The following is a 23258-nucleotide window of genomic DNA, read 5'->3' as shown; positions in this document are numbered from 1 at the left end:
TTGACCGCTGTGACAAGCGTCTCAGGAAAAGAAGTTTCCGGCGGCCGTCACAACCGCCGGGTAGGCCCGGTCAGAGCCCCAGCGACTTGGCGATGATCACCTTCATGACCTCGCTGGTCCCGGCATAGATCCGGGCCACCCGGGCATCCGTGTAGAGCCGGGCGATGGGGTACTCCATCATGTAGCCGTACCCGCCGAAGAGCTGCAGGCAACGATCGATCACCCGCGCCTGCATCTCCGTGCAGAACAGTTTCACCCGGGCCGCATCGGCACCGGACAGCTCGCCGTCGACGTGCAGGGCCACCGCCCGGTCGAGCATTGCCTGGGCCGCCTCGACCTCGGTCGAGCACGCCGCCATCTCGAACTTGGTGTTCTGGAATGAAGCCACCGGCTGGCCGAACGCCTTCCGGTCCTTCGTATAGGCGATCGCCGCGGCGATCGCCGAGCGGGCCTGAGCCACCGAACCCACCGCCACGGTCAGCCGCTCCTGGGCGAGGTTGTGGCCGAGATAGCTGAACGCCTCCCCCTCGACCCCCAGCACGTTGGCCACCGGAACCCGGACATCGGTGAACGACAGCTCCGCGGTGTCCTGCACCTTGCAGCCCATCTTCTCCAGCTCGCGGCCCCGCTCGAAACCCGCCATGCCGTCCTCGACGACCAGCAGGGTCAGCCCCTTGCGGCGGTTTTCCGGGTCGGTGGACGTCCGCGCCACAACGACCACCAGATCAGCCTGGATGCCACCGGTGATGAACGTCTTGGCGCCGTTGAGCACGTACTCGTCACCGTCACGCACCGCGCTGGTACGCATGCCGGCCAGATCCGATCCGGTCCCCGGCTCGGTCATCGCGACCGCGGTCAGCAAGGTGCCCGCGGCCAGCCCGGGGAACCAGCGCTGCCGCTGCTCGTCGTTCGCGTAGTGCAGGAAGTAGGGCAGGATCACCTCGAGCTGGGTCCGCACCGTCGACAACGTCACCAGCGCGCGGGCCGCTTCCTCTTGCAGCACCACGTTGTAGCGGTAGTCGTCGATACCGGCGCCGCCGTACTCCTCGGGGATCGCCATCCCGAGCATGCCGAGTTCACCCAACTGCTTGAAGACGTCACGAGGCATGCGTCCGCCCTTCTCCCACTCGGGATAGGCGGGGACGACTTCCTTTTCGATGAAATCGCGGGCGAGCGCGCGGAAAGCCTCGTGGTCCTCGGTGAACAGATTGCGTTGCACTACTTCTCCCTGATGTCAGTCGATGAGCTCGACCAGCGTGGCGTTGGCGGTACCGCCACCCTCACACATGGTCTGCAAGCCGTAACGGATTCCGTTGTCGCGCATATGATTGATCATTCGAGTCATCAGCACCGCGCCCGACGCTCCGAGCGGGTGCCCCAAAGCGATGGCGCCGCCGAGCGGGTTCAGCTTGGCCTCGTCGGCGCCGGTCTCGGCCAGCCAGGCCAGTGGCACCGGGGCGAACGCCTCGTTCACCTCGAACACCCCGACCTCGCCAAGGCGCACACCGGCCTTGTGCAACACCTTCTCGGTGGCCGGGATGGGTCCGGTCAGCATCAGCACCGGATCGGCTCCGGTCACCGTGCCCGCACGGTACCGCGCGATCGGCGAAAGACCCATCGCCACAGCAGCTTCGGCCGTCATCACCAGCAGGGCCGCGGCACCGTCGGAGATCTGTGAGGAGTTTCCGGCGTGGATGACACCGTCGTCGGCGAAGGCGGGCTTGAGGCCGGCCAGTTTCTCCACCGTCGTACCTCGACGCACTCCTTCGTCGGCGACGACCGGGTCCAGCTGATCTGCCGGGTCGGGAAACACGGTGATCATCTGGTTCTCGAAGGCACCGCGGTCCTGGGCCGCGGCGGCCCGCTCGTGCGAGGCAACGGAGTATTCGTCCAGCTGAGTCCGACTGAAACCCCACTTCTGCGAGATCATCTCGGCCGAGATGCCCTGATTGAACGAGAAATCCTGGTACCGCTGAAATACTTTCGGCCCGTACGGTTGACCGGTGGCCCGGGCCGCTCCCAGCGGCACCTTGCTCATCACCTCGACCCCGCCGGCGACGACGACGTCCTGCTGGCCCGACATCACGGCCTGGACTGCGAAATCCAGTGCCTGCTGGCTGGATCCGCAGGCCCGGTTGACGGTGGTGCCCGGAATGTGTTCGGGCCAACCCGCGGCCAGCACCGAGTACCGGCCGATGTTGCTGGATTGGTCGCCGACCTGCGAGACGCAGCCCCAGATCACGTCGTCGATGATGTCGGGGCTGATACCCGCCCGCTCCACCAGCGCATTGAGCACGAGGGCGGACAGGTCGGCGGCGTGGAACCCGGACAGGCCGCCGTTGCGCTTGCCGACCGGGGTACGGACGGCCTCGACGATGACGGTTTCGCGCATGGGATTCTCCGTTCTGATGATTACGACTGGTAGGCAGGGCCGACGGCACCCTGCTCGCGGAGGGCGTCGATCTCCTGGGCACCCAGGCCGATCCCGGTCAGGATGGCATCGGTGTGCTCGCCGAGCCCCGGCACCGCACCCATGCCCAACTCCATGCCGCTGATGACCGGTGGAGGCAACAGGGCGGAGATGTCCCCGTTGGGGGTGGGGACCTGCCGCCAGCGGTCCCGCGCCTGCAGGTGCGGATGCGCGATGACCTCGCTGGGCAGGTTGTACCGCGAATTGCCGATGCCGGCGTCGTCCGCGGTCCGCTGAATATCATCGAGATCATGTTGAGCACACCATGATTCGATGGCCTTGTTCAGTTCGTCCCGGTGCGCGCAGCGATCGGAGTTGGTGGCGAAGCGCGGATCGTCAGCGAGATCGGGCCGCTCGATGATCTCGCGGGCCAAGCGCTGCCATTCCCGGTCGTTGGTGGTGCCCAGCACCACCGTCTGCCCGTCGCGGGTGTCGAAGGCACCGTAGGGTGCCACCGCCGGTGAGCTCATCCCCAGCGGAGTCTGGTCGATCCCGGAGTGCTGGGTGTAGGCCAACTGGTAGCCCATGATGTCGGTCATGGTGTCGAACAGGCTGACCGCCACGGCCGGTGCGGCGCCGGCATCACCGCCGCGCGCCCGGCCGACCAGCAGCGCCATGATGGAGAGCGCCGAATAGAGACCCGTGGTGATATCGGCAACCGCCGCACCGGGTTTCGCCGGCATCCCGGCGTACCCGGTCGACGCGCACGATCCGGACTCGGCCTGCACCAGCAGGTCATAGGCACGCTTGTGCGACAGCGGCCCGCCGGGGCCGTAACCGTCGATCTCCACCGGGATCACCTGCGGATGACGCACCTTGAGGTCCTCGGGCCCCAGCCCCAGGCGCGCGGTGGCGCCGGGAGCGAGGTTGGACACGAAGGCGTCGGCACCGTCGAGCAACCGGTGCAGTACCTCCATGCCCTCGGGCGACTTCAGGTTGAGGGTGATCGATTCCTTGCCCCGGTTAGCCCACACGAAGTGGGCCGCCTGCCCGAGCACGACGTCGTCGTAATCGCGGGCGAAGTCTCCCCCCTTGGGGTTCTCGATCTTGATCACCCGGGCGCCGAAGTCGGCGAGCACCCGGGTACACATCGGCGCCGAGACCGCCTGCTCCATCGCGATGACGGTGACCCCGGCCAGGGGCAAAGAGGATTCCGCCGCTGTGCTTGACGGTTCGCTCGTAGACTCGCTCACAACGTCACATAACCATGCCGCCATCGACCGGCAGCACCTGCCCGGTGATGTACGACGCGGCATCGGAGGCCATGAAGACGAACGCGCCCGCGACCTCGTCGGCCTCGGCCCACCGTTTGAGCGGGATGCGGTTCATCATGTTGGCCGCGAACTTCTCGTTGGTGCGGATGGTTTCGGTCATCGGCGTCGCGGCGAGCGGCGCCAATGCGTTGACCATGATGTTCTTGGTCGCGAGCTCACGGGCCAGCGATTTGGTCATGCCGATGAGGCCCGCCTTGGCCGCCGAGTAGTTGACCTGGCCCAGGGTGCCGGTGATCCCGGCGGACGAGGTGACGTTGATGACGCGGCCGGTGCCGTCGGTCGGCATGTGCGGCAGTGCGGCCTGGGTGACATGGAAGGTGCCCATCACGTGGATGTCGAAGGTGACCCGGAACGTTTCGTCGGTCAGCTTGGGGAACATGGCCGGTGCGGTGACGCCCGCGTTGTTGACGATGATGTGCAGCTTGCCCTCACCGAGTGCGGCGGCCTGCGCGGCGGCGGCCACCGCCGCCTCGCGGTCGCTGACGTCCAGCGCGGCGCTGTCGGCTTTACCTCCACCCGCATTGATTCGCTCGGCGACCGCGGCCGCCGCCTCACCACTGATGTCGGTGACGAGCACCGAGGCACCGGCAGCGGCCAGTGCCTCGGACACCGCGGCGCCGATCCCGGCACCGGCTCCCGTCACCAGCGCCGAACGTCCGGTCAGGTCGAAATAGGTCCTCATTGAACTGGAAATCTCCTAGTAGCTCTTGGGCAGGCCGAGAACGTTCGCGGCGAGGAAGTTCAGGATCATCTCCTGGCTCACCGGCGCGATCTTCATCAGTCGGGACTCCCGGAAGAACCGGGAGATGTTGTATTCCTCGGAGTAGCCCATCCCGCCATGGGTCTGCAAGGCACGGTCGGCCGCCCCGAAACCCGCGTCCGCACACAGGTATTTGGCCATGTTGGCCTCGCGACCACACGGCTTCCCGTTGTCGTAGAGCCAGGTGGCCTTGCGCAGGATCAACTCGGCGGCATCGAGACGGGCCAGCGAATCGGCGAGCGGGAACGCGACGCCCTGGTTCATGCCGATCGGCCGGTCGAACACCACCCGCTCGTTGGCGTACTTGACCGCGCGGTCCAGCGCGACCCGGCCGATTCCGAGCGCCTCCGCGGCGATCAGCATCCGCTCCGGGTTGAGCCCGTGGAGGATGTACTTGAACCCCTTGCCCTCCTCGCCGATCAGGTGCTCGGCGGGCACCCGGAGATCGTCGATGAACAACTCGTTGGAGCTCACTGCGTTGCGGCCCATCTTGTTGATGGGTCGGATCTCGACGTGATCCCGGTCGAGGTCGGTCAGGAACAGCGAGAGTCCCTCGGTCGGCTTCCCGCCCCGCTTCTCGACGTCCTCGCGGGACTCGGTGCGGGTGAGCAGCAGGATCTTCTCGGACTCAAGCGCTTTGGAGATCCAGACCTTGCGGCCGTTCACCACGTAACTTTCGCCGTCTTTCTTGGCGAACGTGGTGATCCGCGAGGTGTCCAGGCCGGCGCCGGGTTCGGTGACGCCGAAGCACACGTGCAGGTCACCGTTGACGATCCGCGGGAGAGTCTCTTTCTTCATCTCCTCCGAACCGAAGACGACCACGGGTTGCATGCCGAAGATCGACATGTGGATCGCACTGGCGGCGTTCATGGCTCCGCCGGAGCGGGCCACCTCCTCGGCGAGGATGGTGGCCTCGGTGATGCCCAGCCCATGGCCGCCGTACTCCTCGGGAATCGTCATCCCGAGCCAGCCCCCGCCTGCAATGGCGTCGTAGAACTCCTGCGGGAATTCGTGGGCCTGGTCCTTGGCCATCCAATAGTGATCGTCGAACTTGCCCGCCAGCTCCGCAACGGATTTGCGGATCAGCTGCTGGTCCTCGGTCAGATCGAAGTTCATACCGCCCGACACTGTGTGTTCTCCTATTTTCTCGGCCGTTCGCCTTGAGTTTCAGTCTTGAGCGCCGGCAACGACTTTGGCGTTGGCCTGGAAGTCCGCGAAGCTCGCGCCGGTCTTCTCCTTGTGGCTCAGCGCGCGGATCGACACGTCGTGCCCCTCGGCGGCCTTGCGCAGCGCGCCGACGGTGGCCTGGTCCTTGGGAATGTGCGCGAACGGTTCGAAGTGGTAGAGGCGCATCGCGTTCTCGTGGGTGATCTTGTTGATCTCGTCATCGGGAACGTCGTAGGTCTCGAACACCGCCATCAGCTCCTCGGGGGCACCGGGCCACATCGAGTCACTGTGCGGGTAGTCCATCTCCCAGCAGATGTTGTCCACGCCGATCTCGTGGCGGTTCTTCACCCCGACCGGGTCGGAGATGAAGCAGGTCATGAAGTGCTCGCGGAACACCTCCGAGGGGAGCTTGTCGCCGAAGTCCTGGTGCGTCCACGTCGAGTGCATCTCATAGGTGCGGTCCACCCGGTCCAGGAAGTACGGAATCCACCCGGTGCCACCCTCGGACAGCGCGATCTTGAGGTCCGGGTAAGCCTTGATCGGGGCGGACCACAACAGGTCGGCCGCGGCCTGCACGATGTTCATCGGCTGCAGCGTGATCATGACGTCCATCGGGGCGTCCGGCGCGGTGATCGCCAGCTTGCCCGACGATCCGATGTGGACGTTCATCACGGTGTCGGTGTCAACCAGGGCCTCCCACAACGGCTTCCAGTACTCCAGGTCATGGAAGGAGGGGTAGCCCAGAGTCGACGGGTTCTCGGTGAAGGTCAGCGAGTGCACCCCCTTCTTCGACACCCGGCGGACCTCGTCGGCGCACAGCTGCGGATCCCAGATCGCCGGGATGGCCATCGGGATGAATCGCCCCGGATTCGACCCGCACCACTCGTCGATGTGCCAGTCGTTGTAGGCCTGCACCAACGCCAACGAGAACTCGTCGTCGTCCGTGGCGAACAGCCGGGCGGCGAATCCCGGGAACGACGGGAAGTTCATGGTCGCCAGCACGCCGCCGGCATTCATGTCCTTGACCCGCTCGTCGGGGTCGTAGCAGCCCTTGCGGATCTCGTCGAGGCCCTGGGGCTCCAGCCCGTACTCCTCCTTGGGCCGGCCGGCGACCGCGTTCAACGCCACATTCGGGATCACGGTGTCGCGGAACTGCCACGTATCGGACCCGTCGGGGTTGTGCACCAGACGCGGCGCCTCATCCCGGTACTTGGCCGGTAGATGGTTCTTGAACATGTTCGGCGGTTCGATGATGTGGTCATCGACGCTGATCAAGATCATGTCGTCTTTGTGCACTGCCTCGCTCCGTTCCATGGGCCGTCACATTGGTTCTCTATGCGAGAAAACTAGCTTCTCGTCTGATGAGAATCAATCTCTGATGCCGTTGACGAGGAGATTTAGCCAGGTCGCGGCACAATCTGACGCGTTCTTGTTGACCATCGGCGCAAAAGATGGAAACCTCTTAGTCGGAAATGAGAACCTGATTCTCGCAACCGAGAAGTCACCGATGGGTCATCGAGAGGAGAACCGCCCCGTGCGCTTGGCCCCCTTGCCCGCCGAGGAGTGGGACGACGATGTGCGAAAGGCGCTTTCGGTCATGCTCCCCGAGGAGCGGCTGAACCCCGAGGGAGCAGGCACCGCGCTGTCGACGCTGGCCCGCCACCCTTCGCTGACCAAGGCCTTCCTGCGGTTCAGCAATCACCTGCTGTTCCGCTCCACCTTGGACCCCCAGATGCGCGAGCTCGCCATTCTGCGGATCGCCCACCGCCGCAAGTGCGAGTACGAGTGGACCCACCACGCCTTCATCGGCAAGGCCGAGGGGCTCACCGATGAGCGGATCGCGAGCAGCACCAGCGGAGACGCGTCCACCGATCTCGATCAACTCATCCTCAACGCCGTCGACGAACTCGACGGCGACTCGGAGATCTCGGACGGTACCTGGGCTGCGCTGAGCGAACACCTCACCGAGCGTCAGCGGATGGACCTGGTTTTCACGATCGGCGGCTATGGCCTGATGGCCATGGCTTACAACACCTTTGGAATTGCGCCGGAATCCGGCCACTGAATTCAGAAGAGAGTAGGTACACAATGGCGCATTTCCCGAAGCCGGCTGTCGGCAGCTGGACCGAGAACTGGCCCGAACTGGGCACCGCCCCGGTCGATTACACCGATTCGATCGATCCCGAGCACTGGAAGCTGGAGCAGCAGGCCATCTTCCGCAAGACCTGGCTGCACGTCGGTCGGGTCGAGCGGCTGCCCAAGGCCGGTAGCTACTTCACCCGCGAGATGCCGTCGGCAGGGGCCGGCACCTCGATCATCATCAACAAGGACAAGGAAGGCGTGGTCCGCGCCTTCTACAACATCTGCCGGCACCGCGGTAACAAGTTGGTCTGGAACGACTACCCGGGCGAGGAAGTCTCGGGCAGCTGCCGCCAGTTCACCTGCAAGTACCACGCCTGGCGCTACGCCCAGAACGGCGACCTGACCTTCATCCAGCAGGAAGACGAGTTCTTCGATGTGGACAAGGCCGATTACCCGCTCAAGCCGGTCCGCTGCGAGGTGTGGGAAGGCTTCATCTTCGTCAACTTCGACGACGACGCCAAGCCGCTGAAGGAGTCCATGGGTGACTTCGGCAAGGGCCTGGAGGGCTACCCGTTCCACGAGATGACCGAGGTCTACAGCTACAAGGCCGAGATCAAGGCCAACTGGAAGCTGTTCATCGACGCGTTCATCGAGTTCTACCACGCGCCGATCCTGCACATGAAGCAGGCGACACCGGAAGAGGCCGCCAAACTGGCCAAGGTCGGCTTCGAGGCGCTGCACTACGACATCAAGGGCGACCACTCGATGATCTCGTCCTGGGGTGGGATGTCCCCACCCAAGGACCTCAACATGGTCAAGCCGATCGAGCGGGTCCTGCATTCGGGTCTGTTCGGTCCGTGGGACCGTCCCGACATCAAGGGCATCCTGCCCGACGAGTTGCCGCCGGCCGTCAACCCGGCGCGCCAGCCCACCTGGGGACAGGACAGCTTCGAGTTCTTCCCGAACTGGACGTTGCTGCTGTGGGTTCCGGGCTGGTACCTGACCTACAACTACTGGCCGACGGGTGTGGACAGCCACATCTTCGAGGCCAACCTGTACTTCGTGCCGCCGAAGAACACCCGTCAGCGCCTGTCGCAGGAACTGGCCGCGGTGACCTTCAAGGAATACGCACTGCAGGACGCCAACACCCTGGAGGCCACCCAGACCCAGATCGGCACCCGGGCGGTCACCGAGTTCCCGCTGTGCGACCAGGAAGTGCTGTTGCGTCACCTGCACCACACCGCGCACAAGTACGTTGATGCATACAAGGCTGAGCAGGCCGAGAAGGCCGCCAATACCAACGGGAGTGTCGCGCATGTCTGAGACGAAAGAAGCCCTGCTTCCTGCCGAGTTCGCCGACCTGGAACGGTTTTCCGACTGGATCCTGGCCACCGAACCCGAGCGGTACGCCAAGCGGTTGGCGTCGACCATGGAGGAGATGCAGGACCTCTATGACGTCGGCCTGGCCCGACTCGAGGACGTCATGGTGTACCTCGATGCGCGATTCCCGTTGCACGACATGCCCGATGACGCGAAACGGCTGATGCACCTGATGCAGTCCGTGGTGATGGTGAGCTTCCCGGTGGAGGCCTGGAAGCAGCCCCGCGTGCTGGACAGTGGCGCAGCCTGGGTCGAGATCACCCGGGAGCCGGTGGTTTAACCGATGCTGACCCTCAAAGCCGCGGGTCTGGTCGACGTCGATGCCGGGACGATCATTCGTCCCGGCATTGTCCGTGTCGACGGAGACCGCATCGTAGGTGTGGGTGGGGATGCCGAAGCCTTTGTCGGCACCGCCGACGAAGGCGAAGTCATCGATCTCGGTGACTCGATCCTGCTGCCCGGCCTGATGGACATGGAAGTCAACCTGCTGATGGGCGGGCGCGGGGAGAACCCCGGCCTGTCCCAGGTGCAGGACGATCCCCCGACGCGCGTGCTGCGTGCCGTCGGCAATGCCCGCCGAACCCTGCGCGCCGGGTTCACCACGGTGCGCAACCTCGGGTTGTTCGTCAAGACCGGCGGCTATCTGCTGGATGTGGCCCTGGGCAAGGCAATCGACGCAGGCTGGGTCGACGGTCCGCGGATCATCCCGGCCGGGCACGCGATCACACCGACCGGTGGGCACCTCGACCCGACCATGTTCGCCGCGTTCATGCCGGGCGCACTGGAACTGACGGTCGAGGAGGGCATCGCCAACGGGGTCGACGAGATCCGCAAAGCGGTGCGTTATCAGATCAAGCACGGCGCCCAGCTGATCAAAGTGTGTGTGTCCGGCGGCGTCATGTCACTGACCGGAGAGGCCGGCGCACAGCACTATTCCGACGAAGAACTGCGGGCCATCGTCGACGAGGCGCATCGCCGTGGGCTGCGGGTCGCTGCCCACACCCACGGCGCCGAAGCGGTCAAGCATGCCGTGGACTGCGGCATCGACTGCATCGAACACGGCTTCCTGATGGATGACGAGGCGATCCAGAAGCTGGTCGACAACGACCGGTTCCTGGTCACCACCCGCCGGCTTGCCCAGGCCATGGACGTGTCCAAGGCGCCGAAGGTGCTGCAGGACAAGGCCGCCGAAATGTTCCCGAAGGCCGAGACCTCGATCAAGGCGGCGTACGAGGCCGGGGTGAAGATCGCGGTCGGCACCGATGCGCCCGCCATCCCGCACGGCAAGAACGCCGACGAGCTCGTCACCCTGGTGGAGTGGGGCATGCCCCCGGCCGCTGTGTTGCGCGCCGCGACCGTGGTGGCCGCCGATCTGATCAACGTCACCGACCGGGGCCGGCTCGCCGAAGGTCTGCTGGCCGACATCATCGCGGTGCCGGGCAACCCGCTTGAGGACATCACCGTTACACAACATGTGGATTTTGTAATGAAAGGCGGTAAGGTCTTCCGCAATGAGCACATCAACTGATTCCCCGACGCGGACCGAGGATCTGATCGAGATCCAACAGGTGCTCGCCAAATATGCGGTGACCATCACCCAGGGCGACATCGACGGTCTTGTCAGTGTTTTCACCCCCGACGGTACCTACAGCGCATTCGGCGAGACCTACACGCTCAATCGCTTCCCCGTCCTCGTGGACGCCGCCCCCAAGGGCCTGTTCATGACCGGCACCGCGCTGATCGACCTGGTCGAGGGCGCGGATACGGCAACCGGCACGCAGCCGCTGTGCTTCATCGAGCACTCCAAGCACGACATGCGCATCGGCTACTACCGCGACACCTATGTGCGGACCGCCGAGGGCTGGCGGCTGAAGACACGGGCGATGACCTTCATCCGACGCAGCGGTGATCACGACCATGGCCGGCCGCACGCGATCGGTAGGCCGGAAGCGGGATGAGCGAGCTGTTCGAACCCTCGGCTTTCCGTACCGCACTGCAGGATTGGCTCACCGAGAACGACCTGACACCGCCTGATGACCATTCCCTGGAAGGTCACATGCGTCAGTTCGCCCGCGCGCAGAAGGCTCTGTACGACGGTGGCTGGAGCCGCTACGGCTGGCCCGAGCATGCCGGCGGGCTGGGCGGTCCGGCAATGCTGCGCGCCATCGTCGGCGAGGAGGTCGTAGGCCGCAGGCTGGCCGAGCCCGGCCCCTATTCGATGCTGGAAGTGCTGGCGCCGACGATGATCGACTACGCGTCGCCGGAGTTGGCCGCCGAGATGGTGCCGAAGCTGCTGAGCGGCGAGGAACAGTGGTGCCAGGGATTCTCCGAACCGGGCTCCGGCAGTGACCTGGCCTCGCTGACGACGCGTGCGGTCCAGCGCGAGGACGGCAAGTGGGTCGTCAACGGGCAGAAGGTCTGGACCAGCTTCGCGCAGTACTCACACCGATGCATCCTGCTGACCCGCACCGGCGATGCGGACACTCCCAACCACCAGGCGATCACGGCCTTCTTCGTCGATACCGATGCCCCCGGCATCACCATCCGGCCCTTGCACACCATGCACGATGTCGACGAGTTCTGCGAGGTGTACTTCGACGACGTGGTCGTCGACGACTCACGGATGCTCGGCAAGCCCGGTGACGGCTGGCAGCTGGCGATGGATCTGCTGCCCTACGAGCGTTCGACCTGCTTCTGGCAGCGCATCGCCTACCTGTACTCACGGTTCGACGCCTTGGTCGAAGCGGTGAAACGCCAAGGCCAGGTGGTGGATTCAGACCTCGGCGAGGTCTATCTGGCCCTGCACACGCTGCGGTGCCGGTCGGCGGCGACCCAGCACCGGCTGGCTGACGGCCAGAAGCTGGGGCCGGACACCTCGATCGACAAGGTGCTACTCGCCGGGGCCGAGCAGTTGCTCTACGACACCGCACGCAACCTGCTCCCCGGCGTCATCGAACTCGAAGACTCCGAATGGCGCACCGAGTACCTGTATTCGCGAGCCTCGACGATCTACGGCGGCACCGCCGAAGTGCAGCGCAACATCATCGCGCGCCGACTGCTCGACCTCGGGAAGGAGTGAGACGTGACTGATATGGATTCCGAATCACTCGGCCTGCTCGAAGACACCCTTCGTAAGACCATGCTGTCGGCATCGGGTGCCGAGTTGGACGCCGCGCTGGCCGAACTGGGCTGGGCCGAGATGCTGTCCGACATGCCGGACGTCGCCCTGCCGCTGGTGTTCCGGCTGCTGGGCGAAACCGGTTCGCACGCCTCGGTTCTCAACGATGTTCTACTCGAGACCATCGGTGGTCTGCCCGGCGGTACCCCGCCGATGCCCTATGCCGGTGGTACCTGGGTGGTGTGGGAGCGCGAGAGCAGCCAGGACAATCCGACCCTCGGTGGGCTACCCCTGCGGGAGGTACCCGACGGCCAACTGCTCCGGGTATCGGAGGCCCGCCGCGCCCTGGGCTGGTGGCTGGTGGGCTCGGCCCGCGCGATGCTGGCGCTGGCCCGGCAGCACGCACTGGACCGGGTCCAGTTCGGCAAGCCGATCTCGTCCTTCCAGGCCGTGCGGCACAAGTTGGCCGAGACCCTGGTCGCCATCGAGGGCGCCGAGGCGACGCTGAGCCTGTCCGGCTCGGACAACGTCGATCTGAACTCGCTGCTGGCCAAGGCCGCTGCGGGCAAGGCCGCGCTGACCGCGGCAAAGCACTGCCAGCAGGTGCTCGGCGGTATCGGCTTCACCGAGGAGCACGAGCTGCACAACCATGTGAAGCGGGTCCTGGTGCTGGACGGATTGCTGGGCAGCTCACGGGAACTCACCCGTAAGGCCGGCGCCGGGCTGCGCGCCCGCGGCACCGTCCCCCGTCTGGCCCAGTTGTAGCGTTTCCCTGCCGAGCGCTAGGGGCAATGCCGCGCAGTTAAGGTCCGCGCCCTGTTGTCAACCGTCGAGGATTTCGATGGTGATGGCGGTTGTGTAGTTGGTGCGGTCGATGGCGCCTTTAGCCCGGTGCTTGGAAATGGCGCGTTTGACCACTCGGGGACTCGAGCGTGATCGCCGCGCTGGTAGCGGCTGGTTGAGGGCGGCGGCTCCGATGCAGCCGATCAGGTCGATGGTGGCGTCGGCGATCGTTGCGGCGGCGTGAATGACTTGGTCGCGGGCGGTGTTCAGGGCGACGGTGAGGCTCAGCCGGTCGGGGCCGATGTCGGGACGGGCCAGTGCGGTATCGGCCAGGGCGGTGCGCAGGGCCTGGTAGGTGATCAGCAGTGCGTAGACCTCTTGGGTGATGCCGGCGGGGTACCCGCGCGCAGCACTCGTCCGCCCAGAATGGTCGATTTCAATTCCAGGTAGCTGGTTTCAATCTCCCACCGTTGATGGTAGAGCTCGACCAGTTCGTCTGCGGGATATTGCTTTTCGTCTAGCAGGGTGGTGACCAGGCGGTAGTGACCGTAGCGGGTCGCCCCGCCGTCGAGCCGCACGCTGATGCGGGCGTCGATCACCCGCACGGTCACCGCGCCCATCCGTGCCAGCCACGTCCGGTCCGCCAGCGTCTTGATCGGGGCAGCACACGGGCGTCTTTGCAGCGGATCAGCAACTCGGCATGGGTCGAGGCGATCTTTCCACGAGAGCTGTGACGGCGAAGTTGCGGTCAGCCAACAGCAGCATGTCTGGTTTCAGGCACCGCAGCAGCGTTGGTGCATAGGTGGTTTCGCCTACTCCGTAGGCGCCGAACACGGCATCGACGACGGTGCGGGTGCCACACGCCACGACCGTCAGCATGCGCAGCATCGGATACCGGACTCGGCGTCGGGCGGCCGGTTTGGCGGCCGAACGCTGCGGCGTTGGCTGCACTGTTGGGCACGAACATCGAGGTGCCGTCGATCGCGCAGACCAACAGCCCATGCCAGCGCGTCGCGCCGACAGCCGGGCCGCGTACCAGGGTGAACAATTCGCGCAGCGGGGCAACTCCGACACGTCGCAATGCTTGTGACAGTGCCGAAGAACCCGGTGCGGCCACGGTGACCGGATCCAGGCGGCGACCAGCCGCGCCCAGACCTGCTGGTATCCGATCTCGGCGAACAACGCCCCGGCCAGCAGCAGGTAGACCACGACCCGCGAGGGCAGCACCCGAACACGGCGCTGTACGCGGCCGGTGTTCTCCAAGGCGGCATCTACAAGATCGGCGGACACGATCCGGGTCAACTCGCCCAGATGGCCCGGCGCGAACCGGCCCTGACGACCCGGTGGCCCAGGACAGATGACAGACTGAACAGACAGCGGAACTCCCTGGTGAGATGGTGTCTTTGGACGGACAATCCATCGATACCGGGAGTTCCGCTGTCCTACCGGCATCCCACACGGCGTGTCACAATTGCCACACCAGTCACACGCTTAACTGCGCGGCATTGCCTCTAACTGTCGACCAACTCGATCAGGTCGCGGCCGTAGTGACGGGGTGCGCGCTGGGAATCGCCGCGACGGGGACCGTGGTGCTCGACGCCGGAATCACTCAGGGCCGGCGCGCCCTCACGCTCGTGCCGGATCATCACATCTGTGTCGTGTTCGCCGATCAAATCGTGGACACGGTTCCGCAGGCATTCGCTCTACTCGACCAGACCAGTCCCCTGACATTCATCTCGGGTCCGAGCGCGACCAGCGACATCGAGCTCAACCGGATAGAAGGCGTGCACGGCCCGCGCCGATTGAATGTACTGCTCGTTGAAGGCTGTGATCCCACCGCCGGACATCAGCAGTTTGAAGGTCGACCATTCGCTCCTCATCGCTGAGGACGCCCGGTGCGGTCTGCTCCACCCCCACGCTCAATTGCTCATTCCCGCCAAACTCAGGAGGATTGCGACATGAATGAATTCACGCCGAACTCGGCCGTCAGCGCCGTTGCGGCGCCTCTGGAGATGACCGCGGTCCCCGACACCGAATCTGCCGGTGGTCAGCCGCACACCGGTACCGCCGTCCTGGGTATGTTCGCCGGTCTGGAAGTCGGCGTCTGGGAGATGACCGAAGGCGTCATGCACGACACGGAGGTCGACGAACTGTTCGTCGTCATATCCGGTTCGGCGCGTGTCGATTTCGCCGACGGCACTTCGTCTTTGGAGCTGACCGCCGGCGACGTGGTGCGACTGGCGGCGGGTACGCAAACGGTGTGGACAGTGCGGACCCCGTTGCGCAAGGTCTACCTCACCGCACACTAGCTCCCCCGCACGTCGCGAGTCGTCGTCGCACGCGCCAGGATGAGCGCGGGAACCGCAGCGACAACGAAGAGTGATCCCGCCATTGCCACGTAGAGGTACACACCTGTCACCGTGCTGACCGGGGCGCCGCCGGCGAAGACGCCCGGTATCTGCGTCCCCTTCAGCACCTCGGCCCCGACCACATTGACGATCACCGATCCGAGGGCCAGCACCACCGAGACCAGGCCGGCGATCGCGCCCTGGCGCTCAGGCGCCTCGAGGCTGATGGCCAGGTTGTATCCGGAGGCCCCGATCGCGCCGGCGGCCATCCCGAGCAAGGCGCCGCACGCGACGGCCACCGGCAGCACGGATACACCGGCCGACATCGCGAAAGTGCCGACCGCCCCGACGGCGATGGCGACGAGGAGGGGCAGCGCCGGGCCGACCCGCCCGGCGATCCACCCGGCGCACACCCCGCCGATGACGATGCCGAGATTAGGCGCGGCGAGGAGCACTGCCACCGCCTCACCATTGCCCAACCCGTATCCGAGCCCCAGCTCCGGTGGTACCTGGGCGATGATGCCGGTCAGTTGCAGCACGCTCCGGAACGCTCCTGCGGCCAGGACCAGGGCCAGCAGAGTCAACAGGATCGGGCGCGTCAAGGCCCGGATGTCGATGACGGGTTGGTCGACGCGTAGCGCCAGCAACACCCAGCCGGCCAACGCCACACCGCCGGCCGCCAGCAGCAGGATCATTGTCCCGGACAACCATCCGAGGTCTCTGCCGAGGCTGATGTAGGCGAGCACCGCACCAAGGCCGCCGCCGAGCAGAAGCGCTCCGCCAATGTCGACCCGGCCGGTACTGCGAATCGGCGACTCCGGGATGAAGATCTGTACGCACGACGCGGCTCCGACGGCGAGCAGCGCCGCCGCCACGAAAACACCTCGGTAGCCGAACATGTCGATGACCGGCTTCGTCAGGAACGGCTCGATGATTCCGACGAGCGACGAGCCGGACGTCACGACACCGACGATGGCCATCGCCAGCCGCGGGGAGCAGATCTGGCGCGCGAGGGCCACCGTGAGGAAGACCGCCGCGAACGCCGCGCCCTGCAGGAAACGGCCCACCAGGAAGATCCACAAGGTCGGGGCAACGAGACAGACCACGGCTCCCACGCCTGCGAGCAGCAGTGTGCCGGTGAGGATGCGGCGCTTGCCGAAGATGTCGGAGCTTTTCGCCAGCAGCGGCGACCAGATGGCGCCGGCCAGCATCGCACTTGCATTCAGCCAGCCGGCCTGGTCGGTGTCGAAGTGGTCCAGCAGCAGGGGGAGGACCATCAGGGGTGAACCGACGACCACGTCGGCCAGGACATTGGCAAGCGTGAGAACGGCCGCCCACAGGATGAGCCGCTTGCGCCCCAGCTGCTGCAGGGGGCCGGGGGTGGGCGTGTCCAGAGTCTTTGTCACGATGCATCTCCTGGTGCCGTGCGGTGCGCTTCGGGAAGTCCCGAGACGGGCGGCAGATCGTGCTGAGTCAGCGCCAGATCGACGGCGGCGGCCCGGAGCTCGGACTGCAGCAGGTGCAGGAGGCCGAGCCGATGTAGCCACGGCACTGCACACAGTTTGACGTTGCGGCGCAACAGTTGTCCGATGGTGCGGGACAGCACGGTAGAGCTCATGCGCAATGCCAGGTTCTGGTTCTTCTCCACGTAACCGCGCAGTCGGTGCTCGTACGCCGCGAAGGCCTGTTCCGGCTGTCGATGCCTTGCCAACTCACCGGCCAGCACGTACGCACCGGCGATCGCGATGCTGGTGCCCTGCCCCGATAGGAACGCCGGCGCGTAGCCGGCGTCGCCGACGAGTGCCACACGACCGGCGCTCCAGCAATCCATGCGGACCTGGCTGACGGAATCGAAGTAGACGTCATCGGCGTCCGGCAGGGTCTCGATGATGTCGTGGGTGCGCCAGTTGTCCTCGGCGAACGCCTCGCGCAGGGCGGCAAGGATCTGGTCGGCGTCGCGCAGGTTCACGGTGCCCGGCGCCCGGTGGACGAAGGTGAGGAACGCGCGGGCGGCGCCACCGTCGGCCGGGCGCTCGACCACGGCCGTGCGCCCTGCATGCGAATAGAGGAACCCAGTTCCCGGGGCGAACATGTCGGTCGGCACATCCCAGACCGCGGCGTACGGGCCCAAGTGGCGGATGAAACTTTGTTCGGCGCCGAATGTCAGCCTGCGCACGGCGGAGTGGATGCCGTCGGCGCCGATCACGACGTCGAAGGTCCGGGGTGCACCGCGGTCGAAGGCGACGTCGACACACCGGCCCGCCTGGGTCACCGCCGCGATCGAGTCACCGAAGACGTAGGAGACCTGATCCGCCGTTGCCCGGTAAAGGATTTCGCTAAGCGCGCCCTTGGTAAGCTCCACGTCTGCGCTGCCGGCGCTGCTCAGCAGATTGCCGTAGTCCAGTGTGCACAGCCGGCGTCCGCCGGGTGTCAGCAGCACCACCGGTACGTGTCGGTAACGCTGCGCCGAGATCTGCTCGTAAAGGCCCATTCGGCGGACGACATCGATTGCGGTGCCGCGGATGTCGACCGGGTAGCCGCCGGTGCGCAGGCGGTCGGCGCGTTCGACGACGGTGACGTCCCAGCCGGCCTCTGCCAGCCAAAAGGCCAGTACGGGGCCGGCGATGCTTGCACCGGAGATCAGGGCGGTGGGAATGGTGATCAGATCCTCCGATCGTGGAGCACGATGACGTCGCCGCCGTGTGACTCAGCGCTGGGCCGCCCCGGACGCGGGAGACACATCCGATTAGCAACATGCGCGTTGCTTAAGCCGACGGTAACCGCGCGCGATAAGCTACGCAAGTGTCCTCTACGAATTCGGAAGTGCAGCGGCGGCGCGGCGCCGCGCTGGAGTCCGCGATCCTGGACGCAGGTTGGGAGCAACTCATCGAGGCCGGCTATGAGCGATTCACCATCGACGCGGTGGCCTCGAGGTCGGGGTCGGCGCGTTCGGTGCTGTACCGGCGCTGGCCATCCCGGTTGGACCTACTCAAGGCGGTGATCCGCCACCGCGGCGAGGTCGACATGATCCCTACGCCCGACACCGGGACCCTGCGCGGCGACGTGTTGGCGATCCTGACCGCCTTCAACGACCGGCGATCCCGGACCATCGGCCTGCTCGCCGCGCGACTCGGCGCCTACTTCGACGAGGCCGGCGGCTCACCGCACGAGCTTCGCTCCTTGTTCGTTCCGCAGGGGCCGAGTTCCATGGAGAAGATCGTCGAGCGTGCCGTCCTCCGCGGCGAACTCGCGGCCATGCCACCGGCCCGCGTCGTCTCGCTGCCGGCGGACCTCCTGCGACACGAACTGCTCATGACCATGACGGCGGTGTCACCGCAGACCATCCTCGAGATCGTTGATGACATATTTCTGCCGCTGGCAACGCATTTCGGAACCAACATCACCCGAGGCGAACCATCCGCGCCGCCCAGATCCGAGCCGTGAACCGCTACTTGGCCGTAGCGCAGGTGCCGCCCTCCGCCCTCCAGACCGCGGCACCTTTTATGCGGTGACCCGCATCTGGGCGCCCGGGTGCGAACTGACCGTGACGACCACCGTGCCGCTGCCCGTCTGGAACGTGGCGTTGGCGTAGCCGATGAAGCCGTAATGCCCATCGATCGTGGAGACCGCGGTGATGTCGCCGCCTCCGGAGGCTCCGGTGTCGAGGTTGGTCCACGTGGCAGCCACGGTGAGGGAGCAGGATCCGTCGTAGACGCCTGCGTCGTAGTGGATCGCCACCCGGACGCCGCCCTCCACCCGGTCGTAGGTCTGCACCGGCGCGACCTGGGCCTCGGCGCTGACGCTGCCGCCGCACGTCGGCGACGCCACCACTGGAACCGGTGGGAGCTGCGCGAAGGTTTCGGCGTGCGCCGTCGGCACCCACAACCACGGCGCGGTCAGCACGACCGCGCGCGCGAGCGCGGTGACATTACGGAACCCACTCATGTACCTGTTATCGGCGCGGACGAGGGCGCCGTTAGCGCAGCGCCGGGGAGGAGAGGTCCACCCGCAGCGCCCAGTGATCGTCGATGATGTGGCGCAGCGCGGCATCCATCGGACGCGCGGTGGCCAGGTCCCGGCCGAACCGGTTGTCCACGACGACCACCGCGCCCTCATGCAGTTCGGCCCTCTCGACCTGGTCGACGAACGGATCGAACAGCGACGGCGGCGTGGCCAGGTAGTACAGCGACCGGCGCGGGTTGTTCAACTCGGCGGCATAGATCAACCCCTGCTGGGTGATGACGAACAGCTCCGTGGCGAACCGGGCGCCGCCCACCTCGGCGTGACCCCAGGCCAACGCTGCGCGCCTGCTCTGCTCCAGCGGATCCCGAACGGCGTCGGTCAGCCTGAACATTCTCTCGACCGGTCCCCCGCCCCGTGGCGGATACGCATCCATCGCGGGTCGGAAGTACCGGTGAAAGACCTCACCGAAGAAGTCGTACAGTTGCGCGACCATCGCAACCCCCTACGTTCGACGACACCTCAAGTGTGCGCGCCGAACCGCCGGCTGACCAGAGGTCCGTCGACTATCTCGGGGGTGTGAGTGTTTGGTCCAGCCAGGTACGCAGGGTGGCCACCGGCGCGGCGCCCGCCCGACGGGCAAGTACCGTCCCGCCGGCGATGACGAGCAGGGTGGGCACCGCCTGGACGGAGAACCGCGCCGCGGTCTGCCGCGCGGAATCCACGTCGACCTTCACCAGTTTCAGCTGGCCCGCGCGCTCGGCGGCGAGCTGTTCGAGTGCGGGGCTGACCATCCGGCAGGGCCCGCACCACGTCGCCCACAGATCCACCAGCACAGGCACTTTGGAGCGCTCCGCGACCTCGGCGAAGTCGTCGTCACCGGCGACGGCGATCCACGGCAGCGGGTTCTTGCATTTGGGGCAGCGGGGGGTGCCGTTCGCGGCGGCGGGCAACCGGTTGACCGTCCCACAATGCCGGCACTTCACGTTGGTGGTTGTCATCGCGCTCCACAGTCCTCAACGGCGGATTGAGTCTCCGCCACTCACCTTAGGCGCCTCCACGGACCCCTGTCCCGATCGCGATGCGGTTCGGCGATCAGGATTCGTTGAGGTAGGTGAGCACCGCCAGGACACGACGGTCGCCGTCATCGGAGAGCGGCAGTTTCGCGAAGATGCCGCCGACGTGTTTGCGCACCGCCGCCTCCGACACGACGAGCCGCTGTGCGATCTGGGTGTTGGTCAAGCCCTGGGCCATGAGTCCCAGGACCTCTTCCTCGCGAGGCGTCAGTGCCGCCAGGACGCCTCTTCTGCGCGATGCTCCGACGAGCGCGACGACGATCTCGGGGTCGATGATCGTGGCGCCGGCGGCGATGTCGCGGACCGCGTCGAGGAAGTGGCGGACCTGCGCGACGCGGTCTTTGAGCAGGTAGCCTAGGCCGCCGCGGCCGCTGTCCGTGTTGCGATCCAGCAGTTGGTCCAGCGAGCCGACGGTGGTGTACTGCGACAGGATCACCACGGGCAGGCCGGGCTTCGTGTGCCGCAGTTCGATCGCGACCCGGACGCCTTCGTCGGTGTGGGTCGGCGGCATCCGGACATCGGTGATGACGACGTCGGGGTCGTGCGCCCGGGCGGCGTTGCGTAGCGCCTCGGCCGACTCGACCGCCGCGCACACGTGGTGGCCGTCCGATTCCAGCACGGTGACGATCCCGGCGCGCAGCAACGGGGCGTCCTCGGCGAGGACGATGCGCAGGTGGTCGCCGCCGCGACTCGTCATATCGGGCATCGCATGGTCACCTCGGTGGGTCCGCCGGTGGGGCTGGAGATCGTCAGGGTGCCGTTGACGGCCTCGACCCGGGCGACCAGTGTGGCAAGTCCCCGGTGCGGTTGCAGCGCGGCACCGCCGCGGCCGTCATCGCGAATCATGAACAACCACATGCCATCCTGTCGGTCCGCTGCGATCGTGACGGCAGACGCCGACGCATGCTTGACGATATTGGTCAACGCCTCATTGAGCACGAGATAGGCGGCCTGCTCGATTGCCGGTGGCAGCCGCCGCGGGATCTCGGTGGCTCCGAAGTCGGCGCGTACCGGCAACGGGTAGGGACCGATCAGGTCGGTGACTGCCGCGATCAGACCGTGCTCGGTCAGTGCCCTGGGCATGATGCCGAGCAGCACCGACCGCAGTTCGGCGGCGATGTCGTCGACCTGGCGGTGCGCGTCGGCGGCAAGGCGGCCCGCGTCGTTGTGGCCGTGGAGGTTCTCGGCGAGCCCCAGCGTCAGGGCCAGTGCCACCAGGCGGTGCTGCACACGGTCGTGCAGGTCGCTCTCGATGCGCCTCCGCTCCTGCTCGACGGCGGTCAGCAGCGCGGTGCGGGATTGTTCGAGCCGGGCGACTTCGCGGTGCAGCGCCTGCGGATCGGCCAGCGCAATCGCGGCGAGCTGCCCCAGCGCCGCGGCGTAGGCGCCGACGAGGTAGGCGGTGAGTACCAGGACGACAAGGCCCAGCAGCGCGGCAACCCAGGCTTCACCGGAGGTGTCGATCAACCACAGTGCGACGTTGATCGGCTCGCCCGGCCCGACCAGCCAGGGCGCGGCCACCATGACGGTGGTCAGGATCGCCAGGAAGCCCACCAGCACCACACCCCACGGGCCGGTGACCAACGCCGTGAACAGCATGTAGCCGACCTGACGCAGAGTCGGCATCCGCTGCTCGGCACGGGCCGTCGACAGGTCTCGCCGGATGCCCTCCGCGGTGGAGTCGTCGATGAGCGACAGCCGCGCGCACTCGATCTCCAACAGCGGCGACCACACCGCGTTACGCAGCGAACGCGACACTCCCAGAAGGAGTATCAGAGGTGCGCCGATAAGCAGGACAGCGCTCAGGACGCCACCGAACATCGTCCACACCAGCGCCCGCCAGGGCCACGAGGACAGCAGATACCGCGGCCCCGACGCCACCGCGGCGCCCAACGAGGGGGCCGGCGCCTGGACCATCATGCGAGTCTAGGTCTACCGGGGTGGCGGCTGACCACGATGACCGCCACGAACGGCAGCAGGCCGACGCACAACAGGAACGTGGTGGCATTGATGCCGACCGTGTCGCCGAAGACATGCAGCATGCCGACCGAGGCGACGAGATTGCTACCTGCGTGCAGCATCGCCCCGGGCCAGACCGAGGCGGTGGCCGACCACAGCCAGCCGATGAGAAACTCCAGCAGAATGCTCAACGGCAACCACCACAGCATGCTCCAGATCGCCTCTGCCACATCGGTTTGACCACCGAAGTAGCCGACCCAGGGCAGCGGCCAGTGCCACACGCCCCAGACGACGCCGGTCAGGAAGGTGGTGACGAGTGGGCGCCCGGGGACCAGCCGGTCACGCAGATAGGCGGTCCAGCCGTACTCCTCGCCCCAAAAGATCGGTGCGGTGACGACGCAGATGAAGGGTCCGGCCGCCAAGTACACCCAGGCGGCCTGGCTCATGTCCAATTCGGTCGGCGACCACCAACCGGCGAGGATGGCGACCGCCACAGCGAGAAGCAGAACCCCCCAGGGAATGGTCGTTGCCGCAAGGCAGTACGGCCAGGACGATCGCCAGTTCAAGCGGAGACCGGAGTCGGCGAAACCCTGTCTGGTGACCCAACGCCTGACCACGCAGGCGGCGATCGCGGGCACGAACGCCGCGGTGGCCAGCTGGGTCAGCGGGTCATCGAGCGAGCCGCCGTGCGAGTGCACCGCCGCCCACGGAATCCAGGCCCCCAGGAACGCGATGGTCAGAAACCACCGGACTCCCCGACGGCGTTGCTCAGGTGTTTCGCGCACAGCATTGGCGATGGGATCAGGGAAGGCAGTTCGCGGTGGATTACCCATACAGCGAGTTCACCGCGCCGCAGTCGCGAAGTCGTTCCACTGGGCGAC

At 66.3% G+C, this 23258-nt stretch carries 25 protein-coding genes and 1 pseudogene; 10 read left to right on the top strand and 16 right to left on the bottom strand.

The genetic code is table 11. The features are described from left to right. Positions 1–70: 70 nt before the first annotated feature. From G6N44_RS26135 to G6N44_RS26110, 6 genes are all read right to left on the bottom strand, one after another. Complete coding sequence (locus tag G6N44_RS26135) at positions 71–1219, bottom strand: acyl-CoA dehydrogenase family protein (RefSeq protein ID WP_163669053.1); 1149 nt, start codon at positions 1217–1219, stop codon at positions 71–73. 15 nt (positions 1220–1234) lie between these two features. Continuing rightward, positions 1235–2392, bottom strand: a complete 1158-nt coding sequence (locus G6N44_RS26130; protein ID WP_163669051.1) for a thiolase family protein — start codon at positions 2390–2392, stop codon at positions 1235–1237. A 20-nt stretch (positions 2393–2412) separates the two neighbouring features. Next, positions 2413–3585 (bottom strand): CaiB/BaiF CoA transferase family protein, encoded by a 1173-nt coding sequence (locus tag G6N44_RS26125; protein WP_235683133.1) that lies wholly within the window; start codon positions 3583–3585, stop codon positions 2413–2415. 82 nt (positions 3586–3667) lie between these two features. Continuing rightward, complete coding sequence (locus G6N44_RS26120; protein WP_163669047.1) at positions 3668–4426, bottom strand: SDR family NAD(P)-dependent oxidoreductase; 759 nt, start codon at positions 4424–4426, stop codon at positions 3668–3670. A 15-nt stretch (positions 4427–4441) separates the two neighbouring features. Further along, positions 4442–5620: an acyl-CoA dehydrogenase family protein gene (locus tag G6N44_RS26115; protein ID WP_163669045.1), complete on the bottom strand. Its 1179-nt coding sequence runs from the start codon at positions 5618–5620 to the stop codon at positions 4442–4444. Positions 5621–5671: 51 nt separating this feature from the next. Continuing rightward, positions 5672–6967 (bottom strand): amidohydrolase family protein, encoded by a 1296-nt coding sequence (locus G6N44_RS26110; RefSeq protein WP_163670366.1) that lies wholly within the window; start codon positions 6965–6967, stop codon positions 5672–5674. A 238-nt stretch (positions 6968–7205) separates the two neighbouring features. On the opposite strand from G6N44_RS26110, the gene G6N44_RS26105 reads away from it, so the two are divergent. From G6N44_RS26105 to G6N44_RS26075, 7 genes are read left to right on the top strand one after another with little or no spacing between them, the layout of a single operon-like run. Continuing rightward, the gene (locus G6N44_RS26105) at positions 7206–7736 is read left to right on the top strand and encodes a carboxymuconolactone decarboxylase family protein (RefSeq protein ID WP_163669043.1); all 531 of its coding nucleotides are present in this window, start codon (positions 7206–7208) and stop codon (positions 7734–7736) included. A 23-nt stretch (positions 7737–7759) separates the two neighbouring features. Next, entirely contained in the window at positions 7760–9076 is a 1317-nt protein-coding gene (locus tag G6N44_RS26100) for an aromatic ring-hydroxylating oxygenase subunit alpha (protein WP_163669041.1), read from the top strand. Continuing rightward, entirely contained in the window at positions 9069–9413 is a 345-nt protein-coding gene (locus G6N44_RS26095) for a hypothetical protein (RefSeq protein ID WP_163669039.1), read from the top strand. Before G6N44_RS26100 ends, G6N44_RS26095 begins: the two co-directional genes overlap by 8 nt. A gap of 3 nt (positions 9414–9416) precedes the next feature. Beyond that, positions 9417–10661, top strand: a complete 1245-nt coding sequence (locus G6N44_RS26090) for a metal-dependent hydrolase family protein (protein WP_163669037.1) — start codon at positions 9417–9419, stop codon at positions 10659–10661. After that, positions 10645–11091 carry a nuclear transport factor 2 family protein gene (locus G6N44_RS26085; protein ID WP_163669035.1) on the top strand — a complete coding sequence of 149 codons (447 nt, stop codon included), beginning with the start codon at positions 10645–10647 and terminating at the stop codon, positions 11089–11091. Before G6N44_RS26090 ends, G6N44_RS26085 begins: the two co-directional genes overlap by 17 nt. Continuing rightward, a complete protein-coding gene (locus G6N44_RS26080) occupies positions 11088–12212 on the top strand; it encodes an acyl-CoA dehydrogenase family protein (protein ID WP_163669033.1) in 1125 nt (374 codons plus the stop codon). Before G6N44_RS26085 ends, G6N44_RS26080 begins: the two co-directional genes overlap by 4 nt. 12 nt (positions 12213–12224) lie before the next feature. Then, entirely contained in the window at positions 12225–13016 is a 792-nt protein-coding gene (locus tag G6N44_RS26075; RefSeq protein WP_163670364.1) for an acyl-CoA dehydrogenase family protein, read from the top strand. 377 nt (positions 13017–13393) lie between these two features. On the opposite strand, the gene G6N44_RS29270 is transcribed toward G6N44_RS26075, so the two are convergent. Together G6N44_RS29270 and G6N44_RS29265 are read right to left on the bottom strand one after the other, a co-directional pair. After that, a complete protein-coding gene (locus G6N44_RS29270; protein WP_197907476.1) occupies positions 13394–13654 on the bottom strand; it encodes a transposase in 261 nt (86 codons plus the stop codon). 67 nt (positions 13655–13721) lie between these two features. Further along, a complete protein-coding gene (locus G6N44_RS29265) occupies positions 13722–14324 on the bottom strand; it encodes a transposase domain-containing protein (RefSeq protein ID WP_197907475.1) in 603 nt (200 codons plus the stop codon). A 236-nt stretch (positions 14325–14560) separates the two neighbouring features. On the opposite strand from G6N44_RS29265, the pseudogene G6N44_RS26065 reads away from it, so the two are divergent. Together G6N44_RS26065 and G6N44_RS26060 are read left to right on the top strand one after the other, a co-directional pair. Then, a pseudogene (locus G6N44_RS26065) lies at positions 14561–14920 on the top strand (LutC/YkgG family protein); the annotation flags it as partial. A 72-nt stretch (positions 14921–14992) separates the two neighbouring features. Continuing rightward, complete coding sequence (locus tag G6N44_RS26060) at positions 14993–15343, top strand: cupin domain-containing protein (RefSeq protein ID WP_163669031.1); 351 nt, start codon at positions 14993–14995, stop codon at positions 15341–15343. Here the strand turns inward: G6N44_RS26060 and G6N44_RS26055 are convergent. Together G6N44_RS26055 and G6N44_RS26050 are read right to left on the bottom strand one after the other, a co-directional pair. After that, positions 15340–16788 carry an MFS transporter gene (locus tag G6N44_RS26055; RefSeq protein WP_179964445.1) on the bottom strand — a complete coding sequence of 483 codons (1449 nt, stop codon included), beginning with the start codon at positions 16786–16788 and terminating at the stop codon, positions 15340–15342. The genes G6N44_RS26060 and G6N44_RS26055 overlap by 4 nt on opposite strands. Further along, complete coding sequence (locus tag G6N44_RS26050; protein WP_235683132.1) at positions 16785–17981, bottom strand: FAD-dependent monooxygenase; 1197 nt, start codon at positions 17979–17981, stop codon at positions 16785–16787. Before G6N44_RS26050 ends, G6N44_RS26055 begins: the two co-directional genes overlap by 4 nt. Positions 17982–18184: 203 nt before the next feature. Between G6N44_RS26050 and G6N44_RS26045 the strand changes: the two genes are divergently transcribed. Further along, on the top strand, positions 18185–18826 hold the full coding sequence (locus G6N44_RS26045; protein ID WP_011783017.1) for a TetR/AcrR family transcriptional regulator: 642 nt from the start codon (positions 18185–18187) through the stop codon (positions 18824–18826). A 57-nt stretch (positions 18827–18883) separates the two neighbouring features. Here the strand turns inward: G6N44_RS26045 and G6N44_RS26040 are convergent, their stop codons facing one another. The 6 genes from G6N44_RS26040 to G6N44_RS26015 all read right to left on the bottom strand — a co-directional run bounded on the left by G6N44_RS26040 (position 18884) and on the right by G6N44_RS26015 (position 23210). Next, on the bottom strand, positions 18884–19327 hold the full coding sequence (locus G6N44_RS26040) for a hypothetical protein (protein WP_163669029.1): 444 nt from the start codon (positions 19325–19327) through the stop codon (positions 18884–18886). Between the two features lie 31 nt (positions 19328–19358). Further along, positions 19359–19838 (bottom strand): glucose-6-phosphate dehydrogenase, encoded by a 480-nt coding sequence (locus G6N44_RS26035; protein WP_163669027.1) that lies wholly within the window; start codon positions 19836–19838, stop codon positions 19359–19361. Positions 19839–19908: 70 nt separating this feature from the next. Next, the gene (trxA, locus tag G6N44_RS26030; protein WP_036377166.1) at positions 19909–20343 is read right to left on the bottom strand and encodes a thioredoxin; all 435 of its coding nucleotides are present in this window, start codon (positions 20341–20343) and stop codon (positions 19909–19911) included. A gap of 94 nt (positions 20344–20437) precedes the next feature. Continuing rightward, the gene (locus G6N44_RS26025; protein ID WP_179964444.1) at positions 20438–21124 is read right to left on the bottom strand and encodes a response regulator; all 687 of its coding nucleotides are present in this window, start codon (positions 21122–21124) and stop codon (positions 20438–20440) included. Continuing rightward, the gene (locus tag G6N44_RS26020; RefSeq protein ID WP_235682880.1) at positions 21112–22335 is read right to left on the bottom strand and encodes a sensor histidine kinase; all 1224 of its coding nucleotides are present in this window, start codon (positions 22333–22335) and stop codon (positions 21112–21114) included. The genes G6N44_RS26025 and G6N44_RS26020 overlap by 13 nt, the downstream gene beginning before the upstream one ends. Next, positions 22335–23210, bottom strand: a complete 876-nt coding sequence (locus G6N44_RS26015; protein WP_163669023.1) for a CPBP family glutamic-type intramembrane protease — start codon at positions 23208–23210, stop codon at positions 22335–22337. Before G6N44_RS26015 ends, G6N44_RS26020 begins: the two co-directional genes overlap by 1 nt. Between the last annotated feature and the right edge of the window lie 48 nt (positions 23211–23258).

The sequence above is a fragment of the Mycolicibacterium alvei genome (genome assembly GCF_010727325.1).
In the GTDB taxonomy this organism is placed as follows: domain Bacteria; phylum Actinomycetota; class Actinomycetes; order Mycobacteriales; family Mycobacteriaceae; genus Mycobacterium; species Mycobacterium alvei.
Note: the sequence above shows the minus strand (reverse complement) of the source record. Positions and strands in the feature narration are given on the sequence as shown.

Excerpts from the sequence above, each read along its gene's own strand:
- G6N44_RS26130 (WP_163669051.1), bottom strand. The coding sequence starts at position 2,392 with ATGCGCGAAACCGTCATCGTCGAGGCCGTCCGTACCCCGGTCGGCAAG.
- G6N44_RS26125 (WP_235683133.1), bottom strand. The coding sequence starts at position 3,585 with ATGGAGCAGGCGGTCTCGGCGCCGATGTGTACCCGGGTGCTCGCCGAC.
- G6N44_RS26120 (WP_163669047.1), bottom strand. The coding sequence starts at position 4,426 with ATGAGGACCTATTTCGACCTGACCGGACGTTCGGCGCTGGTGACGGGA.
- G6N44_RS26115 (WP_163669045.1), bottom strand. The coding sequence starts at position 5,620 with ATGAACTTCGATCTGACCGAGGACCAGCAGCTGATCCGCAAATCCGTT.
- G6N44_RS26100 (WP_163669041.1), top strand. The coding sequence starts at position 7,760 with ATGGCGCATTTCCCGAAGCCGGCTGTCGGCAGCTGGACCGAGAACTGG.
- G6N44_RS26095 (WP_163669039.1), top strand. The coding sequence starts at position 9,069 with ATGTCTGAGACGAAAGAAGCCCTGCTTCCTGCCGAGTTCGCCGACCTG.
- G6N44_RS26090 (WP_163669037.1), top strand. The coding sequence starts at position 9,417 with ATGCTGACCCTCAAAGCCGCGGGTCTGGTCGACGTCGATGCCGGGACG.
- G6N44_RS26085 (WP_163669035.1), top strand. The coding sequence starts at position 10,645 with ATGAGCACATCAACTGATTCCCCGACGCGGACCGAGGATCTGATCGAG.
- G6N44_RS26080 (WP_163669033.1), top strand. The coding sequence starts at position 11,088 with ATGAGCGAGCTGTTCGAACCCTCGGCTTTCCGTACCGCACTGCAGGAT.
- G6N44_RS26075 (WP_163670364.1), top strand. The coding sequence starts at position 12,225 with ATGGATTCCGAATCACTCGGCCTGCTCGAAGACACCCTTCGTAAGACC.
- G6N44_RS29270 (WP_197907476.1), bottom strand. The coding sequence starts at position 13,654 with ATGGGCGCGGTGACCGTGCGGGTGATCGACGCCCGCATCAGCGTGCGG.
- G6N44_RS26060 (WP_163669031.1), top strand. The coding sequence starts at position 14,993 with ATGAATGAATTCACGCCGAACTCGGCCGTCAGCGCCGTTGCGGCGCCT.
- G6N44_RS26040 (WP_163669029.1), bottom strand. The coding sequence starts at position 19,327 with ATGAGTGGGTTCCGTAATGTCACCGCGCTCGCGCGCGCGGTCGTGCTG.
- G6N44_RS26035 (WP_163669027.1), bottom strand. The coding sequence starts at position 19,838 with ATGGTCGCGCAACTGTACGACTTCTTCGGTGAGGTCTTTCACCGGTAC.
- trxA (WP_036377166.1), bottom strand. The coding sequence starts at position 20,343 with ATGACAACCACCAACGTGAAGTGCCGGCATTGTGGGACGGTCAACCGG.
- G6N44_RS26025 (WP_179964444.1), bottom strand. The coding sequence starts at position 21,124 with ATGCCCGATATGACGAGTCGCGGCGGCGACCACCTGCGCATCGTCCTC.
- G6N44_RS26020 (WP_235682880.1), bottom strand. The coding sequence starts at position 22,335 with ATGGTCCAGGCGCCGGCCCCCTCGTTGGGCGCCGCGGTGGCGTCGGGG.
- G6N44_RS26015 (WP_163669023.1), bottom strand. The coding sequence starts at position 23,210 with ATGGGTAATCCACCGCGAACTGCCTTCCCTGATCCCATCGCCAATGCT.